Source organism: Streptomyces blastmyceticus (genome assembly GCF_039521185.1).
Classification (GTDB): domain Bacteria; phylum Actinomycetota; class Actinomycetes; order Streptomycetales; family Streptomycetaceae; genus Streptomyces; species Streptomyces blastmyceticus.
Genome location: NZ_BAAABW010000026.1, coordinates 1,115,364 through 1,137,661, shown reverse-complemented (window position 1 = coordinate 1,137,661; position 22,298 = coordinate 1,115,364). Strand labels below are relative to the sequence as shown.

The following is a 22,298-nucleotide window of genomic DNA, read 5'->3' as shown; positions in this document are numbered from 1 at the left end:
CTACAAAAGGGGTCCGCGCAGCGCGCAATTGAGCCCGAGTGCGGATATGCCCGAGTGCGAGAAAGGCTGGCAGCGAGTCATGGCAGTGCGTACCGCCACCCCGGTAACCGGCTGGCTACTGCGAGGCAGGGACGGCCGTCTCACCGCCTATGCGCCGGCCGAAGGCGGTGTCGCGCGCTGGACCGAGACCCGGCCCGGCGGGCCCGGGTGGACCGGCCCGGAGCTGCTGCCCGCGCCGGGCCTGGACCCGCACCTGTCCATAGCGCGCAACGACCAGGGCTATATGTATCTGGTCGGCGTGCGACGCCGCACCGTCCCCGGCGACGAGGGCGACTGGACCGCGACCGAAGTGGTCTATGCCACACAGCTCCAGTCGGGCCGCCCGGTCACGAACTGGCGGTCGATCGGCACGCCCCACGGCCAGGACTGGGACCGCGCGGCGCAGATCGGCGCCCCGACGGCGGTCGTGGACTCCGCGGGCCTCCACGTCTTCGTGCGCAACGCCGGTGGCGGGGTGTGCGGCCGCCAGATGGACGCGCGCGGCATCTGGGGCCCCTGGACCGACCTGAAGGGCAGCCACGTCCTCGACGGCATGGCCGCGGCCGTGACCTCCACCGGCCGGGCCGAACTCCTCGCTCCCGCGGCCGAGTTCGTGCTGCGCTGGCAGCAGGACGAGCCCGGTGGCGCGTTCCGGCGCCTGCGCAACATCCCCGCGAAGCCGGCGGCCGCGACGGCCGCGTCCGTCGCCACCGCCGACGACCGGATCACCCACTTCTGGCGGGAAGCGGCGGATTCGGCCCTGCACACGGCCCTGCCCGCCGCCGACGACGAGCCGGCCGGCGCTTCCCTGGGCGCCGTAGGCACCGGCCCCGTCGCCGCGCTCCGCACGGTCCTCGACGGCCACGACTGCACGGTCCTCGCACAGCGCGCGCTCTCCGGCCTGCCGGCCGTCGCCGTCTTCCCCAGCGGGGACGAGACGGTCGGCGGCCAGTGGTCGGAGACGGGCGAGGACTTCGCGGGGGCGCCGGCGCTGGCCGTCGACGCGCTCGGCCGGGTGACGCTCGCGGTGCTCGGTGCGGACGGTCATCTGCGGGTGGCCCGCCAGCAGACCGACGAGCCGGGGCTCGCGCTGGGGGATTGGGTGCGGGTGTAAGGCCCGGAGCTTCCCCGGCCCGCGGCCGGAGCCGCTGATCGGAATCAACCCGAAGGGGGGCCCGCACTGCGGGCCCCCCTTCAGGCATTCACTACGCGCCTTCCGTCTCTCTCTCGGCGAACTCCTTGAACCGGAGAACGGCGTCCTCCAGGGAGAACGGGTCGCAGGACGAATGGTATTTCTCGCCATCGGACCATGACCAAATCCATCGGCCATCCTGGGACTCTTGCTTCGACTTCCGAAGCTCGCGCCCTTCGATGGTGGTTCCGATCAGGTCAATCTCGATGGTCCATCCCGGATTGTCCAGAGTTGCGATCCGGACGCCGAACTCGTGTTCCCAGTCCTCGTCGCATTGGGATTCGTACCAGAACTGGAGAAAGTGCAGTGCGTTCATGTGATCACGGGCATCCCATCGGCTTCTCCCAATCCTGCAACGCCCTGGCGCTTCCGTCCGCTTCGTTGATATGCGGGGTCGGTACAACCGATCCGTCCGCATTGGTGTGTGAAGGGCCGAAGCGGTCGAACCTCTTGGCCAAGTCGAATGACCTCGGGTCCCGGGGGTTGGTGTTGGGCGTCCATTCCGCGTATTTCTTGACCTCGCCGGTGGCGTTGTCCCGCATGAAGGTTGTGTGTGGCCCTTCCGCATCCGGATGAGGCCGCTGACGCGGCGGTCGGGCATTGTGAACCAGCACCGGCGCCGCGCCCGCCTGCACATAGTACGTATGGATCCCGCTGACCGAGAGGTTGAACACCTGCTGGACCGCGGTCCACGCGCGCGTCGCCGTGACCTTGACCCAGGTGCCCGTCGAGGTGCGGAGCAGTGAGCCCGGCTTGATGTCGGCGGCCTTGGCCCAGGTGTGCTGGTCCTCCAGCCAGAAGGGGTGGCCTTCGGTGGCCGTGATGGTGTCGGTGGCGTCGCCCTTGTCGCCGTCCGTGTCGACGGTGAGCTTCACCAGGTGCTTCTCGCCGTTGCCGACGATGACGTCCTCCACCGGGCGGGCTTCGGTCCTGCCCGTGGTCGGGTCGGTCGCGAGGACCTTTTCGCCGATCTGGATGTCCCTGATCGGCTTTGTGGATCCGTCGGCCATCACCACCAGGGTTTCCGGGGTGAAGCTGTTCGGGACGGGGCACGTGCCTCCGGCGGCTTCCTCCAGGACCTTTTCGGCCTTCTTGACCGTCTTCGAGCCGCCGGCGGCAGCATGCTCGACCTTGCCGGCCGTCCGTACGGCCTTCGCCCCGCGCACCGCCCCGGTGGAACCCGGAACGAAGATGCTCGCGACCGTCACCGCCGTCCACAGGCACGCCTCGACGTCGCCCTTCGTGGCGCATGCGACGGCGTCGTTGATGCCGGTGACCTCAGCCGTGAAGTCCCACGCCGCCTTCAGGTAGGGCGCGGCGGTCTGGGCGAACTCGGATACCGCCGTGATCGCGGTGTCGACCGCGGAGACCATCTTGGCGCTCACGTCGGACACGATCTTCGTGACCTCGGTGGCCACCTTGGCGACGTCCTGGACGACCTGCTTGGTCTCCTGGACGATCATCGCCGGCAGATTGACCGCCGCGGACACCGCCGTCTTCATGCCGGCGTAGACCGGACGAAGGGCCTTGGCCAGGACCGGCAGCGGGTTGTGCGTCGCGATGTACTTCTTCGCGGAGCGGGCCTTGTCGCTGATGTACCTCTTGCTCTCGCGGTAGATCTGTGCCGCGGATTTATAGACCCTGGTGGACTGGTTCCGTAGGTAACGGCCCGCGGACGAGACCTTGTTGCCCAGCCATCTGGCTCCGGACGAGACCTTCTCGGACACCCAGTTGACCGCCGAGCGGACCTTGTTCTCCACGTAGTGGTAGGCCGAAGTGATCTTCCTCTCCACGTAGTGGTAGGCCGAGGTGACCTTCTTCTCCACGTAGTGGTAGGTCGAGGTGGCCACGTTCTTGACCTTGTTCGCGGCCTTCTTGAGCCACTTCGGCCAGTGGCCCGTCGGATCCGTGTTGTCCATCGGATCCGCGTTCGCGTACGTGTAGCGGTTCGCCTGTACGGACGGCTTGGGGTCGAGCGTCATCGAGTCGCGCGACGTGAACGCCCCGGTCCCCGAGTCGTACCACCGCGCGGCCATGTCGACCTGCTTGGACGACGGGTCCGTCCAGTCGCCCTGGTAGCCGATGGAGATCTGCTCGCCGGCGGTGTCCGTCACCTTGCCGAACGGGTCGAAGCCCACCGACGAGGCGAGCTGCTTCGGGTCGGAGTCCTTCGCGTCCACCGTGCCGACGACGTCGCCGTGGCGGTCGTCCATCGCGAGGCGCGTCGTGCCGCCCTGCGTGACGGAGATCAGCTCGCCCGTCAGACCACGGCTGTAGACACCGCGCCCGTCGGCGACGACATCGTCGCCCAGACCCGAGTACGTGTGCTCCGTGCCGTCACGGTCGACCAGGCGGCCGAACGCGTCGTACTCGTAGGAGATGTCCCCCTGCTTGGCCAGCTGGCCGAAGGCGTCGAAGCGGCTCTCCTCCGCGAGACCGGAGGACGACGAGGACTTCCGGGTGCCTCGCGGACTGTACGTGTACGTCGAATCGCCGTCCGTCTGCAGCCGGTTGCGCGCGTCGTACGTCGCCTTGCGCTCGCCGGACTGGACGCGGTTGCCGGCGTCGTCCCACGTGTAGCCGGTGGTCCTGCCGCCCTTGTCGGTCCACGAGGTCAGACGTCCGGCGTCGTCGTACGCGTACTTCTGCTCGCCCGCGTCCGCCGTACCGGTCGTCTTCTTCGATATCAGGCGGTCGTTGTCGTCGAAGCCGTACTCGGCCGTGGCCAGCACCGCCCCCGAGGCGGACGACTTGGTGACGTCGGAGGTCTGCCGGCCCAGCGAGTCATAGCCGAAGCTGCGGCTGACGCCGGGCGAGTCGATGCCCTCCAGGGCACCCGTCCTGTCGTAGCGGTAGCCGAACAGCTGCTGCGACTGGGCGTCCTTGACCGACTTCAGCCGGCCCTTCTCGTAGCCGAACACCGCGGTGCCGGCGCCGTCGACGCGGGTGAGCAGCCGCCCGTCCTCGTCGTAGCCGAAGCCGGCCTCGCCGGAGCGGCCGTGTGCGGCGGTGAGCAGACCGCGGTCGTTGTACTCGTAGCTGTTGACACCCTTCGGTGCACTGGCCGAGACGACCCGGCCGTTGGCGTCGTACTCGTAGGCGCGGTCCGGGGTCGAGACCTCCGCACCGGTGCCGGTCTCGCGCAGCAGCAGACCGCTCGGGTCGTACGTGCGCAGCCGTTCGACCTTGCCGGGCTCGGTCAGTCTGACCGGGTTGCCGACAGCGTCGTAGCCCGTGGTCCACGTACGGTCGGCGGCGGCCGGGAACTCCTTGGTCTCCGGCTCGATCACCGACTCGGGCAGGCCGAGGGTGTTGAAGGTGTAACGGGTGGCGTTGCCACGGCCGTCGGTGTAGCGCGTGCGGTTGCCGTTCGCGTCGTAGCCGAAGGTCGTGGTGATGGACTTGCCGGAGCCGACCGGCTCCACCTGCCGGACGAGCTGGTTCTGCGCGTCGAAGGAGAAGCTGGTGGTCTTGCCCTTGGCATCGGTCGAGGCGGCGACGTTGCCCGCGAAGTCGTAGCGGAAGCTGCGGTCGCGCAGCGGGTTGTCGTCCTTGTCCAGCCAGAGCTGGCCGGTCATCCGGCCGGCCTGGTCGTAGGTCTGCCGCACCGAACGGCCCAGGGCGTCGGTGTTGCTGATGACCCGCCCGGCCATGTCGTAGCCGGTGCTGGTCCTCACTCCGGACGGGTCCTCGGTGCCGGTGAGCTGGCCCAGGGCATCGTAGGTGTAGCGAGTGGTGTCACCGGCGGGCGTGGTCCTGGAGACCATGCGGTCGGCGTCGTCGTAAGCGAAGGTGGAAGTGAAGTACCGGGTCTGTCCGGACTTCCGCTCCACCTGGGTCGCCGTGGCGATCCGGCCGAGACCGTCGTACGTGCTCTCGGTGCGCGCCCCGGTCGGGTCGGTCTCCGAGAGCTGCTCGCCGGTATGGCTGTAGGTGTACGACCACACGGCGCCCGCGCCGGAGGGCACGCTCTTGCCGGGCTCGGTGACGAGACCGAGCAGCTTCGAGGAGCGCGGCTCCTCCCGCTGGACCATGCGGCCCAGCTGGTCGTAGCTGAAGCGCTTGGTGTTGCCGAGCGCGTCCGTGGTCGCGGTGACCCGGCCCGCCGCGTCGTACTCGTTGCGGCTGACGGGGGTGATGGGCTCGGCGGCGCCGGGCGGGGTGTAGGAGGGGGAGGTACTCGACGTGGGCCGGCCGGACTTGTCGAAGGTGACCGAGGTCAGCTTGCCCTGCGGGTCCTTGGTCTGGGTCGCCTCGTCGAAGGCGTTGTAGCCGGTGACCGTGGTCGGGCGCAGCTTGACGGGCTTGCCGGTGTCGCCTTCCTGGCCGGTCTCCACGTCCGCCGCGGGCTCGGTGACCGAGATCTGGCGGCCGAGCGCGTCATAGGCGTGGGTGGTGGTGAACTCCTCCGCGTTGGCGCCCTCGGCGTTGCCGCGCGGCTCGGTCTCGGCGAGCAGCAGACCGCGCTGGTCCCACGTGAAGGTGGTGGTCAGGCGCTGCTTGCCGTTCTGGGTGGTCTCGCTCAGCTCGCGGCCGACGGCGTCGTAGGTGTAGTCGACGACCTCGGAGTTGCTGCTGCTGAACGGGATGTTGGAGGACTGGCCGGTATGGACGACACGGGTCACGTTGTCCGCGTCGTCGTAGGTGTAGGAGACCTTGCGGTCCAGCTTGCCCGGGTCCGTGGTGATGCTCTGCGTACGGCCCGACACGTCGTAGCCGTACTCGGTGGTGACCGTGCCGTTGCCGGTGACCTTGCGCGTCACGTTGCCGAGCGCGTCGTAGGTGTTGCGCTCCAGGTCGATGTCGCGGGTGGAGCCGTCCGGCTGCGGCACGTCGAGGGCGCGAACGGTCTTCTGCAGACCGTCGTCGTAGTAACTGAACTCGCGCGTGCGGCCCATGGCATCGGTGTGGCGGGTGAGCCGGCCGGCCATGTCGTACGCGTAGGAGTCCGTCACCAGGACCTTTTCCTCGCCCGAGGAGTCCTTGGGTGCCTCCTGCGGGTCGCCGCGCCAGTCGCGCACCCGCACCTCGGCCACGCTGTTGCGCGGGGTGTAGACGGTCTCGGAGCGGGTGCCGTTCGGGTCGACCTCCCACACGCGGTTGCCCAGCACGTCGTAGCCGTAGCTGCTCTCGGCGCCCTGGGCGTCCGTCACCCGCACCGGGCGCGCCGAGTCGTCGTACTCGGTACGGGTCTCGCGCGCGGGGTCGCCACCGGTGAGGTCGGTGACCTCGGAGCGGACCTGCAGGCCGTCCTTGTCGTACTCGACGGCCGTGCGCTGGGTGTGCGTGACGCCGGTGACCTCGTTCTTGACCCCGGGCTTGGTGGTGGTGACCATCCGGTTGACGCCGTCATAGGTGAAGGCGACGGTCACGCCCTTGGGCTGGGAGTCGCTGATGTCGGTCTCGGTGAGCTTGCGGCCGAGCCGGTCGTACGTGAAGCGGGTGATCAACCCCGCCGGGTCGGTGGCCTCGGCGAGATCGCCGTTCGCGAAGTAGCGGTACCGGGTCGTCTTGCCCTTGGCGTCGGTCATCGACGCGAGCAGCCCGGCCGGCATGGTGCCATGGCCGTCGAAGGCGGACTCGCCGCCCGTGGTGAAGGTCCGGATCGCCTTGCGGCTGTCCGGGGCGGTCTGCTCGGTCAGCTGGCCCCGGGCGTCGTAGGAGTACGTCGTCCGGTAGGTGTTGTCCGAGGCGTCCTTCGACCGGGCGTCACGGGACTCGGTGAGCTTGCCGTTGCGGGGATCGACCGGGTCCTGGTCGTTGAGGTAGTAGCTGTAGTAGGTCGTCTGGCACTGGCCCACGGCGCGGCAGGTCGTCCGGGTGGCGACGTTGCCCTGGCCGTCGTAGGCCATGTCCACCGCGTGGCCGAGCTCGTCCACGACGCGGTTCTGCAGACCCTTGTCGTCGTAGCCGAAGCCGCGCACGCCCATGGCGTTCACTGCGCCGCCGACGAACTCGGGGTCGGGGTAGTCGACGGGAGGCTGGCCGGTGCCTGTCTGGCCGCCCTCGAAGAGACCGCCCTCGGCGACGCCGGGCTCCGCGGAGCCGCTGGGCCCGGGCTTCTCGGTCTCCTTCGGGTTGTCGCGCAGCGGGGAGACGTAGCGGATGATGCGGCCCGCGAGCGGGTCGTAGTCGTAGAAGTGGCGGCGGTCCTTCGGGTCCGTCACCTGGACCGTGCGGATGAGCTCCTTGCCGTACAGGCCGGTGACCGGGACACCGAGTTTCCACTGTCCGCCGTTGACGTCGGTCAGCTTGCTGACGCGGTCCACGTTGGTGTCGTAGGCGACCTCGACGGCCGTGCGGCCGTTGGGCGTCGTCACCTTGGTCAGCTGGTCGGCCTGGTTGCGCGCGGCGTGGAGCGACTGCACCGCGGAGGTGCCGAGCGGCTTGTGGTGGACGGCGACCTCGTCGATGTCACCCTTGAAGTACGCGGTGCCCTTGGCCGGGGCGGACGGCCAGGAGTAGGCCCAGCCGGTGCCGATCTCGGCGAAGCGCTGAGCGCTGTGGTCGACCGGCGCGACGAGGGTGCCGTTGCTCTTGCCGTCGACGAAGAGCGTCTGCCGGCCTCCGTCCGAACTGAGCACGGCCTGGTGCCAGTTGCCGTCGTTGACGGGGGTGGCGGCGGTGATGGGCGTGATCTGGCCGGTGCGGAACTGACCGCGGAGCTTCCCGTCGGCGCCGACGTACAGGACGGGCGCGCTCGAGCCGGCGGAGGCATCGGAGTGCTTGTCGGAACGGTAGTTCAGCAGTACGCCGCTGCCGGTGGTGCGGAACCACATGCTGACCGTGAGGTTGCGCTGCAGGTTCAGCAGGTTCTCCGGCAGGTCGACGCGCGAGGAGGTGCCGTTGAAGGTGGCCGCGTTGTCCTCCGTGCCGCTGAGCGGTCCGGTGGCGTCGTGGCCGACGTTCACGTACTGGGCCTGGTCCTTGCCCTGGTTGACGGTGACCTGGCTGACGGCGTCGTCGCCGGAGTCCTCGCCGAACCGCCAGTAGGCGTACGGACCCGAGTCCAGGGCCACGCTGCGGTAGTGCGAGCCGGCCGCGTACTCGTAGGTGGTGCAGGTCTTCTCGGGCGAGCAGACCTTGGTCAGCTTGTCGCCCTCGTATTCGTACGTCCAGGTCAGCGGCTTGGTCCCGAGGGGGTCGGTGCCGACGGCGGTGACGTGGCCGCCCGACCACTGGAAGAACAGACTCCGCTTGCTGGTGTCGTTGGCGACCTGGACGAGCTTGCCGTCCGTGTACGTGAGGGTCTGCGTGAGCCCGCTCGCGTCCGTGACCGTGCCGAGCCGGCCGTCGGTGCGGAAGAGGTAACGCACACCGTTCTTGTCGGTCAGCTGCCAGCCGCCGTCCTTGGCCGCCGTGAAGACGGCGTCACGGCCCTGCGGCGGGGCGAAGGAGCCGTTGGCGTTGCGGCCGAAGCGGACCTGCTGGCCGTCGGGGTAGGTGACGACCACGTTGCCGGTGCCGTCGTCGTCGGGGGTCACACGCATGTCGAGGCGTGAGGCCCAGCCGGCGCCGAAGATGTGGCCCGTGCCGGGGTCGAGGCTGTTGTAGGTCCGGGCGACGGTGAGGTCCGGACCGACGGTGGGTACCGAGGCGTCGACGGCCGAGCTGGCGAAGTTGCCGATCTGCGGGTCGAAGGGCTTGTCGGAGGAGCCGTAGGGCGAGCCCGCCAGGTGCGAGGTCACGACCGGCTGGGGGACCGAGGTCAGGAACGTGGTGTAGGGCAGCTCGGGGCTGGTGGCGGCGTTGTCCTTGCTCCAGGGGCGCCACAGGTACGTCTTGGACCAGGAGAGCTTGTCGGCGGGTACGACCCAGCTGCGGTCGGGGGACCAGTCGGAGAAGAAGCAGTCCTTCGGCTTGTTGTCCTTGCCGGCCTCGCAGACCTCGTAGCGGTACTGCAGCTTCTGACCGGTGTTGTCCATGTCCCGCGCGTTGGCCCACAGCTCGGGGGACAGCGTCGGGGACTGGTAGCCGTTGGCCGGGTGGAAGGCGTCGACCACCGGCGGGATGGCCACCACGTTCAGCGCGATGCGGACCGGGGGAATGCCCTCATCCGTGAAGACGGCCTTGCCCTTGCGGACCATGGAGAAGTCGAAGAGGTACTGGCCCGCGTCGGCCTTGTGGACCACGGCGTCGAGGGAGACGCTCGCGCCCCGGGGCACGTCCTTGGGCAGCTGGGCGGCGACCGCCTGCTTGACCAGACGGCCGTCCTTGTAGGAGCGGTAGCCCAGTTCATAGGTGGCGGGCGTCCAGGTCTCGGCACCGAGGTTGGTGACCTTGATCTTGACCTTGCCGTCCGTGCCGCGGCTGACCGGCGGCTGCGGCGTCGAGCGCTCGACGGCGTACTTGGCGTTGTACGGCGTGTGGGTCACGTACAGCGACGGCGGGTTGGAGCTGCTGGTGCTGGAGAACTTCTTCCAGTTCGCCGACTCGGAGTCCGCACCGCGCAGCGCCAGACCGTAGTTGGGGCGGCTTCCGTCGGCCCAGCCCTCGACCAGGTCGCGGCCCTTGGTGCCGAGATCGATGGCCTCCCAGGCGGCCGGGCAGGAAGAGCTGGACTGGCCCTCGCCGATGAAGCCGTGCGCGAAGGAGGAACCGGCGATCTTGGAGCCGTACCTGGGCCCGGGGTAGGAGTATCCCTTGCCCGCGGTCCATGCCTCGGTGACCGGGTGGACGTTCACCTCGCGTGGGCGGCAGGAGGCCGACCAATAGTTCAGCATGGTGAGCGAGGCACCGAAGATCTTGTGGTTGCGCAGCTTGGACGCCACGCCGGGGAAGGCCAGGTAACTGGCGGCCTGGCTGGTGGTACCACCGTCGGTGACCGAGCCCAGCTTCAGGGTGTCCTCGGAGGCCGAACTCCAGTTGTTCCCACCGGACTTTTCCACGTACATGCTCGAGGAGGCGCCGACGGGCTCCACCATGGGCGGGTCGACGCGGACGGGGAAGGTGCGCTCCGGAGCGGCGAGCCAGGCGCTGTCGAGCTCCACGCGCAGCGCTTGGCCGCCGCCCTGCTCGACGATCCGGTAGTCGACCCTGGTGGATATCGCGCCGTCACCGGACTCCGGATTGACCTTGGAGTCCTCCATGTACCCGTGCGGGATGCGGACGCGCTGCTTGCCGTCCGAGTCCTTCAGGACCACGTCGCCGTTGTCGACGGAGGCCGTCAGCCCCTTGGTCCGCAGCGGGAAGGTCCAGCTGCGTGGCGCGTTCGCCGAACGAAGGACCATGACCTCCTTGAGGCCGCCCGGCTTGGATATCAGCTCCAGGTCGGAGTCCTTGAGGACATCGGGGTAGGTGACGGAGAAGGGATTCTTCTCGTCGGCGCGGCCGGCCGAGCGCTGTGCGCCTTGCAGACCGAACGCGACCTCGTGGTCGGCGTCGACGACGAGCCGGGCCAGATCCTCGCTGTCGGCCCGGGCCGCAAGGTCGATGCCGAGGCTGTCCGCGGCGTTGCGCCAGCCGCCGGTGTCCTTGCCCTGGGGGACCAGGCGGGCATCGATGGGCTGCCAGCTGCCGTCGGACCGCCGGTAGTTCAGTCGTTCCTTGGAGAACTGGGTGGTCTGCGAGCCGTCCTTGTTCGTGAAGGTGCGCTCGAACTCCCCCCGCTTGTCGGCCGCTTCGGTGCTGCTCCTGGGGTCGTAGCCCTTGACGTCCTTGGCCGGTGCCTCCTCGACCTTGACCTCGTTGCGGGCCGACGGAGTGGCGACGTCGGGGCGCTCCACGGCGTACTTGCCGTGCATCGTCTGTGGCCCGGTGGCCTTGACGGGCTTCGCCGTGCCGTCGAGGTGGTCCCGGTCGGCAGCGCTTCCCCAGCGCTGCCCGTCGGGACGTTTCGTATGCCCCTTGACGCCGGGAAGCTCGGGCCCGGACTCGGGCCGCCCCACCGCCTCGGAGGGCGCGGCGCCGGCGAAGACCAGCATCGCGGCGGTCAGCGCGACGGCCCGGCTCAGGCCGGGCCGTCGACTGAGGAACGAGCGGTGTCTGAAACCACCGCGGCGGCGACGCGCACCGGGACCGGTGCGCCGACTGCCAGGAATCACGAAGTACTCCACCCCAAGCGTCGTCTCAAAACGCGACTAACCCCTGCGAAACGACAGGGGTTGCCACAAACAGCCACAACCACGAGATGGCGGGCATGGGTTGATGTTTTATCTGAATAAAGATCGACATTGCAAGGTGATGGGGTGTTCGTTACGGGTCGATAAGTCGATCTATGGTGAACGATTACGCTCCGCGCTCATAAATGAGAACCCGTGGGCCATTTGTCCAACATTCGGTGATCCAGCGTAATTGCCCTGCCAATTGGAGGTAAAGGGTGTGGTTACCATGCATGTCGCCCGGCCTCGTTCTCGGCCGGGCCTCGGGTCCCGACCGGCCCCTGTCTCCCCGTCATGAAAGCGCTCCCGCATGCCGAAGAGCCGTTTCCGCCCGTCTGCCTCCCGTGCGGCAGCCCTCACTCTCGCCGCCGTCACGGCCCTGCCCCTGGGCCTGGTGTGCGCGCCCACGGCCTCGGCGGACTCGATACCCGCCACCGCGGCGCCGTCCGCGCAGGTGAGCTGCCGCCCCCAGACCGAGCTGTACGGAGCGGCCACCGACGGCCCGCTGAAGTACTACGCGCACGCCGATCCGGCCAACGGTTCGTTCAACTGGCCCGTGATCAACAAGCAGATCGGCGGCGGCGGTTGGCAGGCCCCTCGCCTCACCCTCGGCGGGGCGGGCGGCTGGTTCTACAGCATCAACTCCGAGGGCAACCTCTTCCGCTATCGCTACGACCCGGCCGCCAACAGCGGGGAGCACGACCGTGGCGAGAAGATCGACGACGGCTGGGGTGCCTTCATCGCCCCCGCCCGGCGCAACCGCGTCACCGTCGACGACCGCGGCAACATCTTCGCCGTCTTCGACGACGGCTCCCTGCGCTTCTACCAGTACGACCAGAAGACGGGAGCGGTCCTGCCCGGCCGCGGCCGCATCATCGACCCGGTCGGCTGGGGCGAGTACGACCTCATCGTCGCCGCGGGCGACGGCCTGATCTTCGCCCGCAAGGGCGGCGACCTCTACCGCTACCGCTTCGACGTCGACCGGCAGCAGTGGCTGGACGTGAAGGTCCCGGCGTGGGCGGTCGGCTGGCAGAACCTGCGGGAGATCCGCTCGGCCGGCGGTGGCACCCTCTACGCCCTGCATCAGGACGGCACGCTCTTCTGGTACCGCTGGGACCAGAACGCCGGCGCCTGGGTTGACACCTCCCGCCGCAAGAGCGGGTGGGGCTTCCAGGTGTTCCAGGGCATCGCCATGCGCACGGACGCCTGCCACGCCCCCGCGCAGCCGGAGCCGGCCCCCGTCACCCCGCGCCCCCGCATTCCCGCCGCCGTGCGCCAGGGCAAGGACCAGCTCATCCAGCAGTTCTACGTCGACGAACGCGGCTGGCTCATCCAGGGCACACAGCGTGAGATCAACGACATCGGCACCGTGGTCTACACCGTCGTGCCGGGCGCGCAGAACATGATCGACCAGCCCGTCGTCACCGAGCAGGCGGACGGCACCCCGATGGCCTTCGTCCTGGGCAAGGACGGCCACATCTACATGACCAAGCGCCAGCCGGGCGCGACCTGGTCCCCGCTCACGGACCTCGGCGGAAACTTCGCCGCCGCCCCGACCGTCCTCCGCAACTCCAAGGGCATGGTGGCGGTGCACGCCTTCGGCCGCGACGGCAAGCTCTGGTACTTGAACCAGCGCGCCGCCAACAGCGAGGACTTCATCCCGTGGCGTACCCAGGACGCCTACTCCCCGGTAGCCGCCGGCTATGAGCGGGCGACGTTCGCCGGGGCGAGCCAGGCGACCGTGGTGGACGGGGAGAGCGACCGTCCGTTCGTCCTGGGCATCGACAAGCAGGGCCGTCTCGGCGTGAACCGCGCCGATGACCAGCGCAACGGCTGGTGGGTGTGGGGCGTCTCCGACGTCACCGGGCTCACCGGCACCCCCGTCGCGGCCCGTGGCGCGGACGGCAGGATGATGGCGTTCGCCCGGAACAAGGACGGGGAGATCTGGGTGGCGAACGAGTCCGCCCGCTCGTCCGGCGGCAAGACCCTCAACGGCTTCTTCGGCGACGGAGCCGTGATCCCGGGCGTGAAGACCGACGGGTCCCCCGTGGTCGTCGTCAACAAGGACAAGACGCTCGGCGTTGTCGTCCGCGACGACAAGGGCTACGTCCGCTACGCCGCTCAGCGCCCGGACGGGTCCTTCGGCGGCTGGTCCCTGGTCTGGTCCGGGAAGGCGGCCACCGATCCCTCGATCGTCCAGCTCGGCGACGGCCGTTGGGGCGTCTTCTTCCTCGACACCGAGGGGGTGGAGCGCATGTACTGGCTCTCGGCGGCCAACGGCTCGACGGCCCTGGCGGCCCCGGGTGCGAGGACGAAGCGCAGCATCGAGCCCGAGTCGCGGTTCACCGGTGGTCCCACGGCCAAGCAGGGCGCGGGCAGGCCGACCGCGAACACCGCCACCAAGTAGGCGGCCGCGCCGGCCGATTGGCGATGCGGTAGCGCTTGTACGGCGGCGTGAGCAGGACATGAGCAAGGGGGTGGGCACGGCACACGCCTGCCCACCCCCCTTCGCTCAGTCCTCGAGGACCCGCCAGCGGTCGCCGACCCGCTCCACGACGACCGTGCTCTTCTTGGCGCCGTCCGCCCCGGAGTGCACCTCGACGCGTGCGATCCTGCCCTCGACCCGGGCCGGGCCGACGTCGATGTCGGCGACCCGGCCGCGCTCCTTGCCGCTCAGCCGGTCGCCGACCTGGGCGCGCATCGCCCCCGGGCACCCGCCGTCCGCCCGGTCCATGGACGCGGTGACCCGGGGGTGCATCAGATGGCATGCCTCGTCCATGTCGCCGTCGGCCAGCGCGTCGATGTACGCGATGACCAGCTTGCGCGCACCCTTGCCGCCGGGCTGGGCGCCGGGGTCCTGGAACCAGAGATGGAGGCATCCGGCGATCACGGCCACGAGCAGGCCGCCGGAGGTTCCCACTGTCGCCAGCCGGCGCCTGCGTGTGGACCACAGCCGTCCGCGGGCGCCACGCGCCAGCCGGGCGATCCGCCGCCCGGCCGCGCTCCGTGCCGCCGGCCTCGTCGCCGAGGGCTTCACCTGGCCTGACACGCAGCCACCTCCCCTTGCCCGATCCATGAACCCGACAAGTCTGCCATGTCTGTCATGGGCGACGATCATGGATACCGACGAAGAGGAATCGGTTGCTCCGCTGCTGCAACTTTGACACCTCTTTACGAGTTATATACTTTCATCGTCCATTGGCTCAGACCAGTGGGCGTTTTGGTGTCGGGGTGGGGACGAGTCGGGCCGGTCGGCCCGGAGGGGTTCAGATGAGTTCAGTTCGGCCCGCCCGTACGGGCGGGCATCGGGCGCGTTCCGGTGGGGGCCGGCGGCGCGCCGCACGCGGAGGGGTCGCGCACGGCGGGTTGTTGCCGCAGCCGCCCACGGATCGCGAGAAGTATGCGTACGTGAAGCGGCACCTGTGGGTGCTGACTCTGAGTTCACTGGTCAGCTTCATCTGTCTCGTGCTCAGCCAGTTCAAACTGGCGGCCTCCACGCCACTGCTGTGGATCTACGTCCCGCTGCTGGTCTTTACCGTCGTCTACTACTTGATTTCGCTGCGGGTGAACGCTGTCACCCGTGATTTCGACATCGAGAACCATAAGCGCCTGGTCCGGGGCTGGCGGCCTGCCGAATACCCTTCGGTCGACGTCTTCCTCCCCGTGTGCGGCGAGCCCATCGAGGTGCTGCACAACACGTGGACCCATGTGCGTGCCCTGGCCGACCGCTATCCGGGTGTTTGCGTGCCGTTCGTCATGGATGACGCCGCCAACCCCGAACTGGCCGCCATGGCGGCCGACTTCGGGTTCCGCTACGGCACCCGGCCGAACCGTGGCTGGTTCAAGAAGGCCGGAAACATGCATTTCGGCTACGGGCAGTCCGACGGAAAGTACATCCTCATTCTCGATGCCGATTTCGCGCCTCGTGCCGACCTCCTGGAAGAATTGCTTCCGTATATGGAGGACGACGAGCGGATCGGGATCGTCCAGTCGCCTCAGTACTTCCGGGTGCTCGACTCGCAGAACTGGATCGAACGAGGCGCGGGAGCCGTCCAGGAGCTGTTCTACCGATCGGTGCAGGTCTCGCGACAGGGCAGCGACGGTGCCATCTGCGTGGGCAGTTGCGCGGTCTACCGGCGGGCGGCTCTCGACACCAACGGCGGCACCACGCTGATCGAGCACTCCGAGGACGTGCACACCGGCTTCGATCTCCGGGGCCTGGGCTGGGACCTGCGCTATGTGCCGATCGCGGTGTCGACCGGGGTGTGCCCGGACACCGCCGGAGCGTTCTTCAACCAGCAGTACCGCTGGTGTTCCGGGTCGATGAGCCTGATGTCCAGCCGGAAATTCTGGAAGGCGAAGATCCGGCTCTCCAGTCGGCTCTGTTACCTGTCCGGTTTCTTCTACTACATCCACACGGCACTGTTCACCTTCGCGGCACCGGTCATCCCCATCGTGCTGCTGCTGGCCATGCCGGACAAGCTGAAGGTCGAGCATCTGCTGCTCGTCCTGCCCAGCATCGTGTACACCACCATCATCTTCCCGCTCTGGCACAAGGCGCCCTACCGGCTGGAGGCGTGGTCGGCCCGCATGATGTACGGCTGGGCGCACGTCTTCGCCATCTGGGACATCCTCCGCAAGAACCGCATGGGATGGCAGCCGACCGGCTCCTCCGGTGCAAAGAAGAACAAGACCCGGCGTTTCTGGATCGGGATGTGGGTGTGGAGCGGTGGCACCGCGCTCATCTGGGTGGGCGCCGCCGTCTGGCGCATGTTCAGCATGTACGCCCCCGACTTCGCCCTGATTCTGTCCTCCGGCCTGTTCTATGCCCTGGTCGTCGGCCGGGTCCTGGTCCAGCCCCGAGCGGAGAACGCCGCATGAGACCTCGTATATCCCGTACCGCCACGACTGCGGCGCTGTTCGCCGCAGTCGTGGCCCTGGTCGGCTGTTCCGCCGCGGAATCCGGTGCCGGGGCACGGGGGGCGCGGCCCGAGGCCAAGGCGACCGAGGAGTTCGTCAAGCCCCATGACCTCCGCCCCCTGATCCAGCCACGCAAGAAGTACTTCGGTGCCGCGGTGGAGAAGGCGCCGACCTCCATGGCCCTGGTGGACAAATACACCGACATGGTGGGCAAGAAGCCGAACCTGCTGGAGTACTACGCCGCCTGGGGCGACGAGTTCAACGCCGCGGGCGTGCGCAACGCCTGGCAGACCGGTGCCCTGACGGTGGTGTCCTGGGAGCCTGCCGACACCACCATCGCCGACATCGCCGACGGCAAGTCCGACGACTACCTCAAGAAGTACGCGGGGGCCGTGCGGAAGGTCGGCCTGCCCATCGCCATCAGCTTCGCGGACGAGATGAACGGCCACTGGGAGACGTGGGGAACCAAGCACGTCAAGCCCGCCGACTACGTCCGGGCCTGGAAGCACCTCCACGAGGTCTTCGACGAGGCCGGTGCCACCAACGTCATCTGGGCCTGGTCGCCGAACATCGTCAACTCGGTCAAGAGCGTCGACATCGAGCAGTACTACCCCGGTGACGCCTACGTCGACTGGGTGGGCATGGTCGGCTACTTCACCACGAACGAGAGCAACGCCTTCGACTACGTCTTCGGCCCGACCATCAAGAAGGTCCGCACCTTCAGCAACAAGCCCTTGCTCATCCTCGAAACCGCGGCGGAGCCGGGCGCACGCCGCCGGGCCGACGTGCAGAACCTCTTCAAGGGCGTCACCGACCGGGACGACATCATCGGCTTCGTCTGGTTCGACCACAACAAGCGCGCCGACTGGCGGCTGGAGGTCAGCCCGTTGGCGCTGGCCGAGTTCAAACGACTGGCAGCCGATGACGCCTTCGGCTTCGACGTGCGGAAACCGTGATGGAGCCTTCGATCAACGACCCCAGGGGACGCGGGTACCGAGTGCCGGAGCAGCAGGACGGCCACGGGCCCGACCACAACGACCCGTACTACGACATGGGCTGGGCCGGCGGGCAGGTCACCGGGCCCGAGCAGCAGACGTACGACCCGTACACCACCCCGGTCACAGAGCCGTACCCGGCGGCGCAGTACGCCGCTCCCGGTCCCGCGGCCCACACCGGCGGGCAAGCGACAGCCGCCGCGCCGTACGCGCAGTACCCCGCCCCGTACGAGGAGCAGCAGGCCCACCAGGGGGCGCAGGTTCCGCAGTGGCAGTTGCCGCAGGACTCCTCGCCCGCCGAGCACGGACAGCGCACCGCCGACCCCGAGCCGGCGTACCGCATCCCGCAGACTCCCGACGCCGGCTGGGACATGGCCCACAGCAGGCGCCGCGGGTGGGTCAGCCGGGCCGTGCTGCTGTGCATCCTGGCCATCCAGGCGGTGCTCTCCCTGCGGCTGAGCAACACCGCCTTCCAGGACGAGGCGCTCTACCTCTACGCGGGCCACATGGAGCTCGACCACCTGCTCCACGGCGCCGAGCTCCCGGTCGACTACAACGCGTACTTCTCCGGCTCGTCGTCGCTGTACCCCGTGCTGGCGGCACTCGCCGACTCCGCGTTCGGGCTGGCCGGAGCGCGCGCCCTCAGCCTCGCCTGCATGCTGGGCACCACGGCGCTGCTCTACTCCTTCACCCGGCGGATGTTCAACGAACGGGTGGCGCTCGCGGCGGCGGCCCTGTTCGCCGTCACCCAGTCCACGATCGTGCTGGGCAACTTCGCGACGTACGACGCCGCGGCGCTCTTCCTCCTCACGCTGGCCACCTGGATCGTCGTGAGGACGGACCGGGCGCCTGTCGCCGCCGTGCTGCTCGCGGCCCCCGTCGCGGCCCTGGCCGTCGGAGTGAAATACGCCGCCGCCCTCTATCTGCCGACGATCATCGTGCTCGCCGTGCTCACCGCCTGGCCGCACCGGGGCAGGCGGTCCCTGTGGCGGGGCGTGGCACTGGCCGCGGGCACCGTCGCGCTGCTCGGCATCGCGCTGCTCGCCTCCGACGTGCTCGCCGGCATCCAGAAGACCACGACCAGCCGTGAGCACGGCACGGAGAGCGCCTTCGCCCTCCTGCAGAGGTCGGCCGGGTGGGGCGGGCTGCTGTTCGCCACCGCATGCGTGGGGGCCATCTCCTACGCACGCCGCGGCCGCATGAACGAGTCGCCCCGGTCCCTGAGCATGAGCGGGCCCGGCCGGCGCCGACGGGTCATGATCGGCCTCCTGCTCTGCTGCACGGCCCTGCTGGCCCCCGCCTACCAGATGTACCTGGGCACCGGGGTGTCGCTGTTCAAGCACGTGGGGTTCGGACTGCTCTTCGCGGCCCCCATGGCGGGAATCGGCGTGAGCCGCCTGGTCGGCGCGCACTTCCGGTATCCGCAACTGGGCATCCTGCTCTGGGTCGTGATGCTCTGCGTGGGGCTGGCCCAGTCGACCTGGCGCTTCGGGGTCTGGCCGAACTCCACGCAGCTGGTCGACGTGCTCCGCCCGTACGTGAACGACAAGGGACGCTACCTCGGCGGCACGCACGAAGTGGCCGTGTACTACCTCCGCGAGCAGACCAGCCAGCGGCAGTGGACCCCGACCGACAACATCAGCTACCAGGACTCCCGCGGCGCCACGCACACCGGCGAGGACGGGTACAAGCGGGCGCTCGACGACGGGTGGTTCGACCTCGTCGTGCTCGACGGGCTCGCCACCGGCGGCACCGACGCCCTCATCGCCGACAACCTCAAGGCGAACGCGCGCTACCGGCTGCTGACCACCATCCCCTTCGAGAACTCGTCCGGCACCGGGGCCTACCGCGTGTGGGTCAAGCGCTAGCGATCTGTCCGCGTCCAGGGGGCTGTCCGCTCCCGAGGAATCGTCACAAGGAGAAGCCGTGTCATTGCGGCTCACTGTCATCGGTACCGGCTATCTCGGTGCCACCCATGCCGTCTGCATGGCGGAGCTCGGGCACGAGGTGCTCGGGGTCGACGTCGATCCGGACAAGATCGGCGCGCTGCGCGCGGGACGGGTCCCCTTCTACGAGCCGGAGCTGGAGCAGCTGCTGGCCAAACACACCGCGTCCGGCCGGCTGCGCTTCACCACCTCCTACGAAGAGGCGGCGGAGTTCGGGCAGGTGCACTTCCTGTGCGTCGGCACCCCGCAGCGCAAGGGCTCCGACGCCGCCGACCTCACCTACGTGGACGCGGTTGTCGAGGCCCTCGGCCCGCACCTGACCCGGCCCGCGCTGGTGGCCGGAAAGTCCACGGTGCCGGTGGGCACCGCGGCCCGGCTGGCCCGGCGGCTCGCGGAACTGGCTCCGGCCGGCGCCCGCGCGGAGCTGGCGTGGAATCCCGAGTTCCTGCGAGAGGGATTCGCCGTGCAGGACACGCTCCGGCCCGACCGGCTGGTCCTCGGGGTGCGTTCCGCCGCCGCCGAAGCGCTGCTGCGCGAGGTCTACGCACCCGTCATCGCCGCCGGGACTCCCGTGGTCACCACCGACTTCCCCACGGCCGAGCTGGTCAAGACCGCCGCCAACGCCTTCCTCGCCACCAAGATCTCCTTCATCAACGCCATGGCGGAGGTCTGCGAGGCGGCGGACGCGGACGTGTCCGTGCTGGCGCGGGCCATCGGCCACGACGAGCGCATCGGCGCCCGGTTCCTGCGCGCCGGGGTCGGCTTCGGCGGAGGCTGTCTGCCCAAGGACATCCGGGCCTTCGTGGCGCGCGCGGAGGAGCTGGGCACCGGCCGTTCGCTGGCCTTTCTCCGCGAGGTCGACGCGATCAACCTGCGGCGGCGCGACCGCGTGGTCGAGCTGGCCCGTGAGCTGTGCGGCGGCTCGCTCCTCGGCAAGCGCGTCGGGGTGCTCGGTGCCGCGTTCAAGCCGGAGTCCGACGACATCCGTGACTCGCCGTCCCTGAACGTCGCCGCCCGCCTCCGGCTCGACGGCGCGGATGTGAGCGTGTACGACCCGAAGGCCATGGATAACGCCCGCAAGTCCCACCCGCTGCTGGGCTACGCGCTGTCGGCCGAGGACGCCGTGCGCGGAGCGGAAGTCGTCCTGCACCTGACCGAGTGGCGGGAGTTCCGGGAGCTGGACCCCGCGGCGCTGGCGCCGCTGGCGCACCACCCGCGGATCGTGGACGGCCGCGGCGCCCTGGACGCCGCCGCCTGGACCGACGCCGGCTGGGACTTCCACTCACTGGGCCGCGCCCCCGGCGCGTTCAAGGCCGCCCCGTGAAGGGGGCTGCGGACCCGCAGCCGCCGGCCGGACACACTCCGGCACCCGACCTCGCGGCGCTGACCCCGCGCAGATTCCACACGAGAGAGGAGTGGCCTCGGCCACGCCCCGTCATGCAGACACCCACCACCCCCGTGGTCAAGGCCGTCATCCCCGCCGCGGGCATGGGCACACGTTTCCTGCCCGCCACCAAGGCCACGCCCAAGGAGATGCTGCCCGTCGTCGACAAGCCGGCCATTCAGTACGTCGTGGAGGAAGCGGCGACGGCGGGGCTCACCGACGTCCTCATGATCACCGGGCGCAACAAGCGCGCTCTGGAGGACCACTTCGACCGGGCCCACGAGCTGGAGACCGTGCTCGAGGCCAAGGGCGACCGTGAACGCCTCTCGCTCGTGCGCGAGTCCAGCACCCTGGCCACCCTGCACTACGCCCGCCAGGGCGACCCGCTGGGCCTGGGGCACGCGGTGCTGGCCGCCGAGGCCCACGTCGGGCAGAGCCCCTTCGCGGTCCTGCTGGGCGACGACCTCATCGACCCCCGCGACCCGCTCCTGTCGCACATGATCGCGGTGCGGGAGCGGCTGGGTGGCAGCGTGATCGCTCTCACCGAGGTGCCCGCCGACCGTATCCACCTCTACGGCTGCGCCGTGGTGGAGCCGTCGACGGGGGACGAGGAGGCGCTGCGGGTCACCGGGCTGGTGGAGAAGCCCGCGCCCGGCACGGCCCCGAGCAACTACGCGGTCATCGGCCGCTATGTGCTCGACCCCGCCGTCTTCGACGTCCTGCGGCGCACCGCGCCGGGCCGGGGCGGAGAGATCCAGCTCACCGATGCGCTGCACACGTTGGCGACCACGGGAGTCGGCGGTCCGGTGCACGGAGTCGTCTTCCGCGGCCGCCGCTACGACACCGGGGACCGGGGCGAGTACCTGCGCGCCACGGTCCGGCTGGCCTGCGAACGCGAGGACCTCGGACCGGAGTTCCGTGCCTGGCTCCGTGAATTCGCCGCCACGGAACTGTCGGCCGAACGGTCGCCGGCCGCCGCGTCCCGGTAAAGGACATCACCATGTCCCGCTTCAGCAGGAGGGCCTTCCTGGCCACCACCGCCGTGGCCTCGCCGGTCCTGCTCGGATTCGGCAGCGCCGCCGGAGCGAGCGCGAAGGCGTCCGCCGGGGCGTCCGACGCGTACCCCTCCAACAGCGCCCTCTACGCCGATTCCTCCCTCGTGGAGGGCAAGGACTACGGGCGCCGCTACCGGCGTCACGCCAGGTTCGACGACGACCTCGCCGCACGGTCCGACTATGCTGCCACGACGGAGTCGCCCGTGCGCTGTGCGCGGGCAGCCTCAACGCCTTGAGCCTGCACGGGTGCACGTCCTCCCAGGCGGGCCTGGAGGACAAGGCCGAGGCGGTGCTCGTCGGCGGGCGCAACGCGGCCCTGCGGCAGAATCTGCTCGCCGAGTACAAGGCGGCGGGCATCCGGGCGGTCGATGCCTCCGACCACGCCTCCCTCGGCGGCGTCCAGCCGGACAACATCGTCAACCGCACCCTGCTCGGCATGGGCGCGCAGCTGGAGATGACCACTGCGCTGCGCACGGCGATGTTCACGGTCAACACCCGGGCCGGCCGCAGGACCAGCACCACGGAGGAGTTCTGGAATTTCGCCGGGGCCACCCGCGCGGCGCTCCGCCGCCTGGAAGCGGGTCAGGTCATGCCGTAGCCCGGCGGGCGACGCCGAAGGGCCGCGCGGTCGGGGAACCCCACCGCGCGGCCCTTCGGCGTATGCCGT

12 protein-coding genes are annotated in these 22,298 nt (G+C 69.5%); 9 read left to right on the top strand and 3 right to left on the bottom strand.

Going from position 1 to position 22,298, the window contains the following annotated elements; translation table 11 throughout:
• Positions 1–79: 79 nt before the first annotated feature.
• Positions 80–1,153 (top strand): hypothetical protein, encoded by a 1,074-nt coding sequence (locus ABD269_RS27340; RefSeq protein ID WP_344121997.1) that lies wholly within the window; start codon positions 80–82, stop codon positions 1,151–1,153.
• 91 nt (positions 1,154–1,244) lie between these two features.
• Here ABD269_RS27340 and ABD269_RS27335 read toward each other — a convergent pair whose 3' ends face one another.
• Both ABD269_RS27335 and ABD269_RS27330 read right to left on the bottom strand, forming a co-directional pair.
• Positions 1,245–1,547 (bottom strand): Imm53 family immunity protein, encoded by a 303-nt coding sequence (locus tag ABD269_RS27335; protein WP_301891665.1) that lies wholly within the window; start codon positions 1,545–1,547, stop codon positions 1,245–1,247.
• Positions 1,548–1,551: 4 nt separating this feature from the next.
• Positions 1,552–11,274, bottom strand: coding sequence for a DNRLRE domain-containing protein (locus ABD269_RS27330; protein ID WP_344121994.1), 9,723 nt, complete (start codon positions 11,272–11,274; stop codon positions 1,552–1,554).
• Between the two features lie 367 nt (positions 11,275–11,641).
• Between ABD269_RS27330 and ABD269_RS27325 the strand changes: the two genes are divergently transcribed.
• On the top strand, positions 11,642–13,738 hold the full coding sequence (locus tag ABD269_RS27325) for a tachylectin-related carbohydrate-binding protein (protein WP_344121992.1): 2,097 nt from the start codon (positions 11,642–11,644) through the stop codon (positions 13,736–13,738).
• Positions 13,739–13,843: 105 nt separating this feature from the next.
• On the opposite strand, the gene ABD269_RS27320 is transcribed toward ABD269_RS27325, so the two are convergent.
• Positions 13,844–14,380 carry a hypothetical protein gene (locus tag ABD269_RS27320; RefSeq protein ID WP_344121990.1) on the bottom strand — a complete coding sequence of 179 codons (537 nt, stop codon included), beginning with the start codon at positions 14,378–14,380 and terminating at the stop codon, positions 13,844–13,846.
• A gap of 416 nt (positions 14,381–14,796) precedes the next feature.
• Between ABD269_RS27320 and ABD269_RS27315 the strand changes: the two genes are divergently transcribed.
• The 7 genes from ABD269_RS27315 (at position 14,797) to ABD269_RS27285 (ending at position 22,229) form a co-directional block, all read left to right on the top strand.
• Positions 14,797–16,212: a glycosyltransferase family 2 protein gene (locus ABD269_RS27315; RefSeq protein WP_301894277.1), complete on the top strand. Its 1,416-nt coding sequence runs from the start codon at positions 14,797–14,799 to the stop codon at positions 16,210–16,212.
• Positions 16,209–17,207, top strand: coding sequence for a glycoside hydrolase family 26 protein (locus ABD269_RS27310; protein WP_301891644.1), 999 nt, complete (start codon positions 16,209–16,211; stop codon positions 17,205–17,207). The genes ABD269_RS27315 and ABD269_RS27310 overlap by 4 nt, the downstream gene beginning before the upstream one ends.
• Positions 17,207–19,114, top strand: a complete 1,908-nt coding sequence (locus tag ABD269_RS27305; RefSeq protein ID WP_344121988.1) for a glycosyltransferase family 39 protein — start codon at positions 17,207–17,209, stop codon at positions 19,112–19,114. The genes ABD269_RS27310 and ABD269_RS27305 overlap by 1 nt, the downstream gene beginning before the upstream one ends.
• Before the next feature lie 58 nt (positions 19,115–19,172).
• Positions 19,173–20,516: a UDP-glucose dehydrogenase family protein gene (locus ABD269_RS27300; RefSeq protein ID WP_344121986.1), complete on the top strand. Its 1,344-nt coding sequence runs from the start codon at positions 19,173–19,175 to the stop codon at positions 20,514–20,516.
• 113 nt (positions 20,517–20,629) lie between these two features.
• Entirely contained in the window at positions 20,630–21,565 is a 936-nt protein-coding gene (locus ABD269_RS27295) for a UTP--glucose-1-phosphate uridylyltransferase (RefSeq protein ID WP_344121984.1), read from the top strand.
• Positions 21,566–21,576: 11 nt separating this feature from the next.
• On the top strand, positions 21,577–21,867 hold the full coding sequence (locus ABD269_RS27290; protein ID WP_344121982.1) for a hypothetical protein: 291 nt from the start codon (positions 21,577–21,579) through the stop codon (positions 21,865–21,867).
• The gene (locus ABD269_RS27285; RefSeq protein ID WP_344121980.1) at positions 21,864–22,229 is read left to right on the top strand and encodes a poly-gamma-glutamate hydrolase family protein; all 366 of its coding nucleotides are present in this window, start codon (positions 21,864–21,866) and stop codon (positions 22,227–22,229) included. The genes ABD269_RS27290 and ABD269_RS27285 overlap by 4 nt, the downstream gene beginning before the upstream one ends.
• Positions 22,230–22,298: the final 69 nt, after the last annotated feature.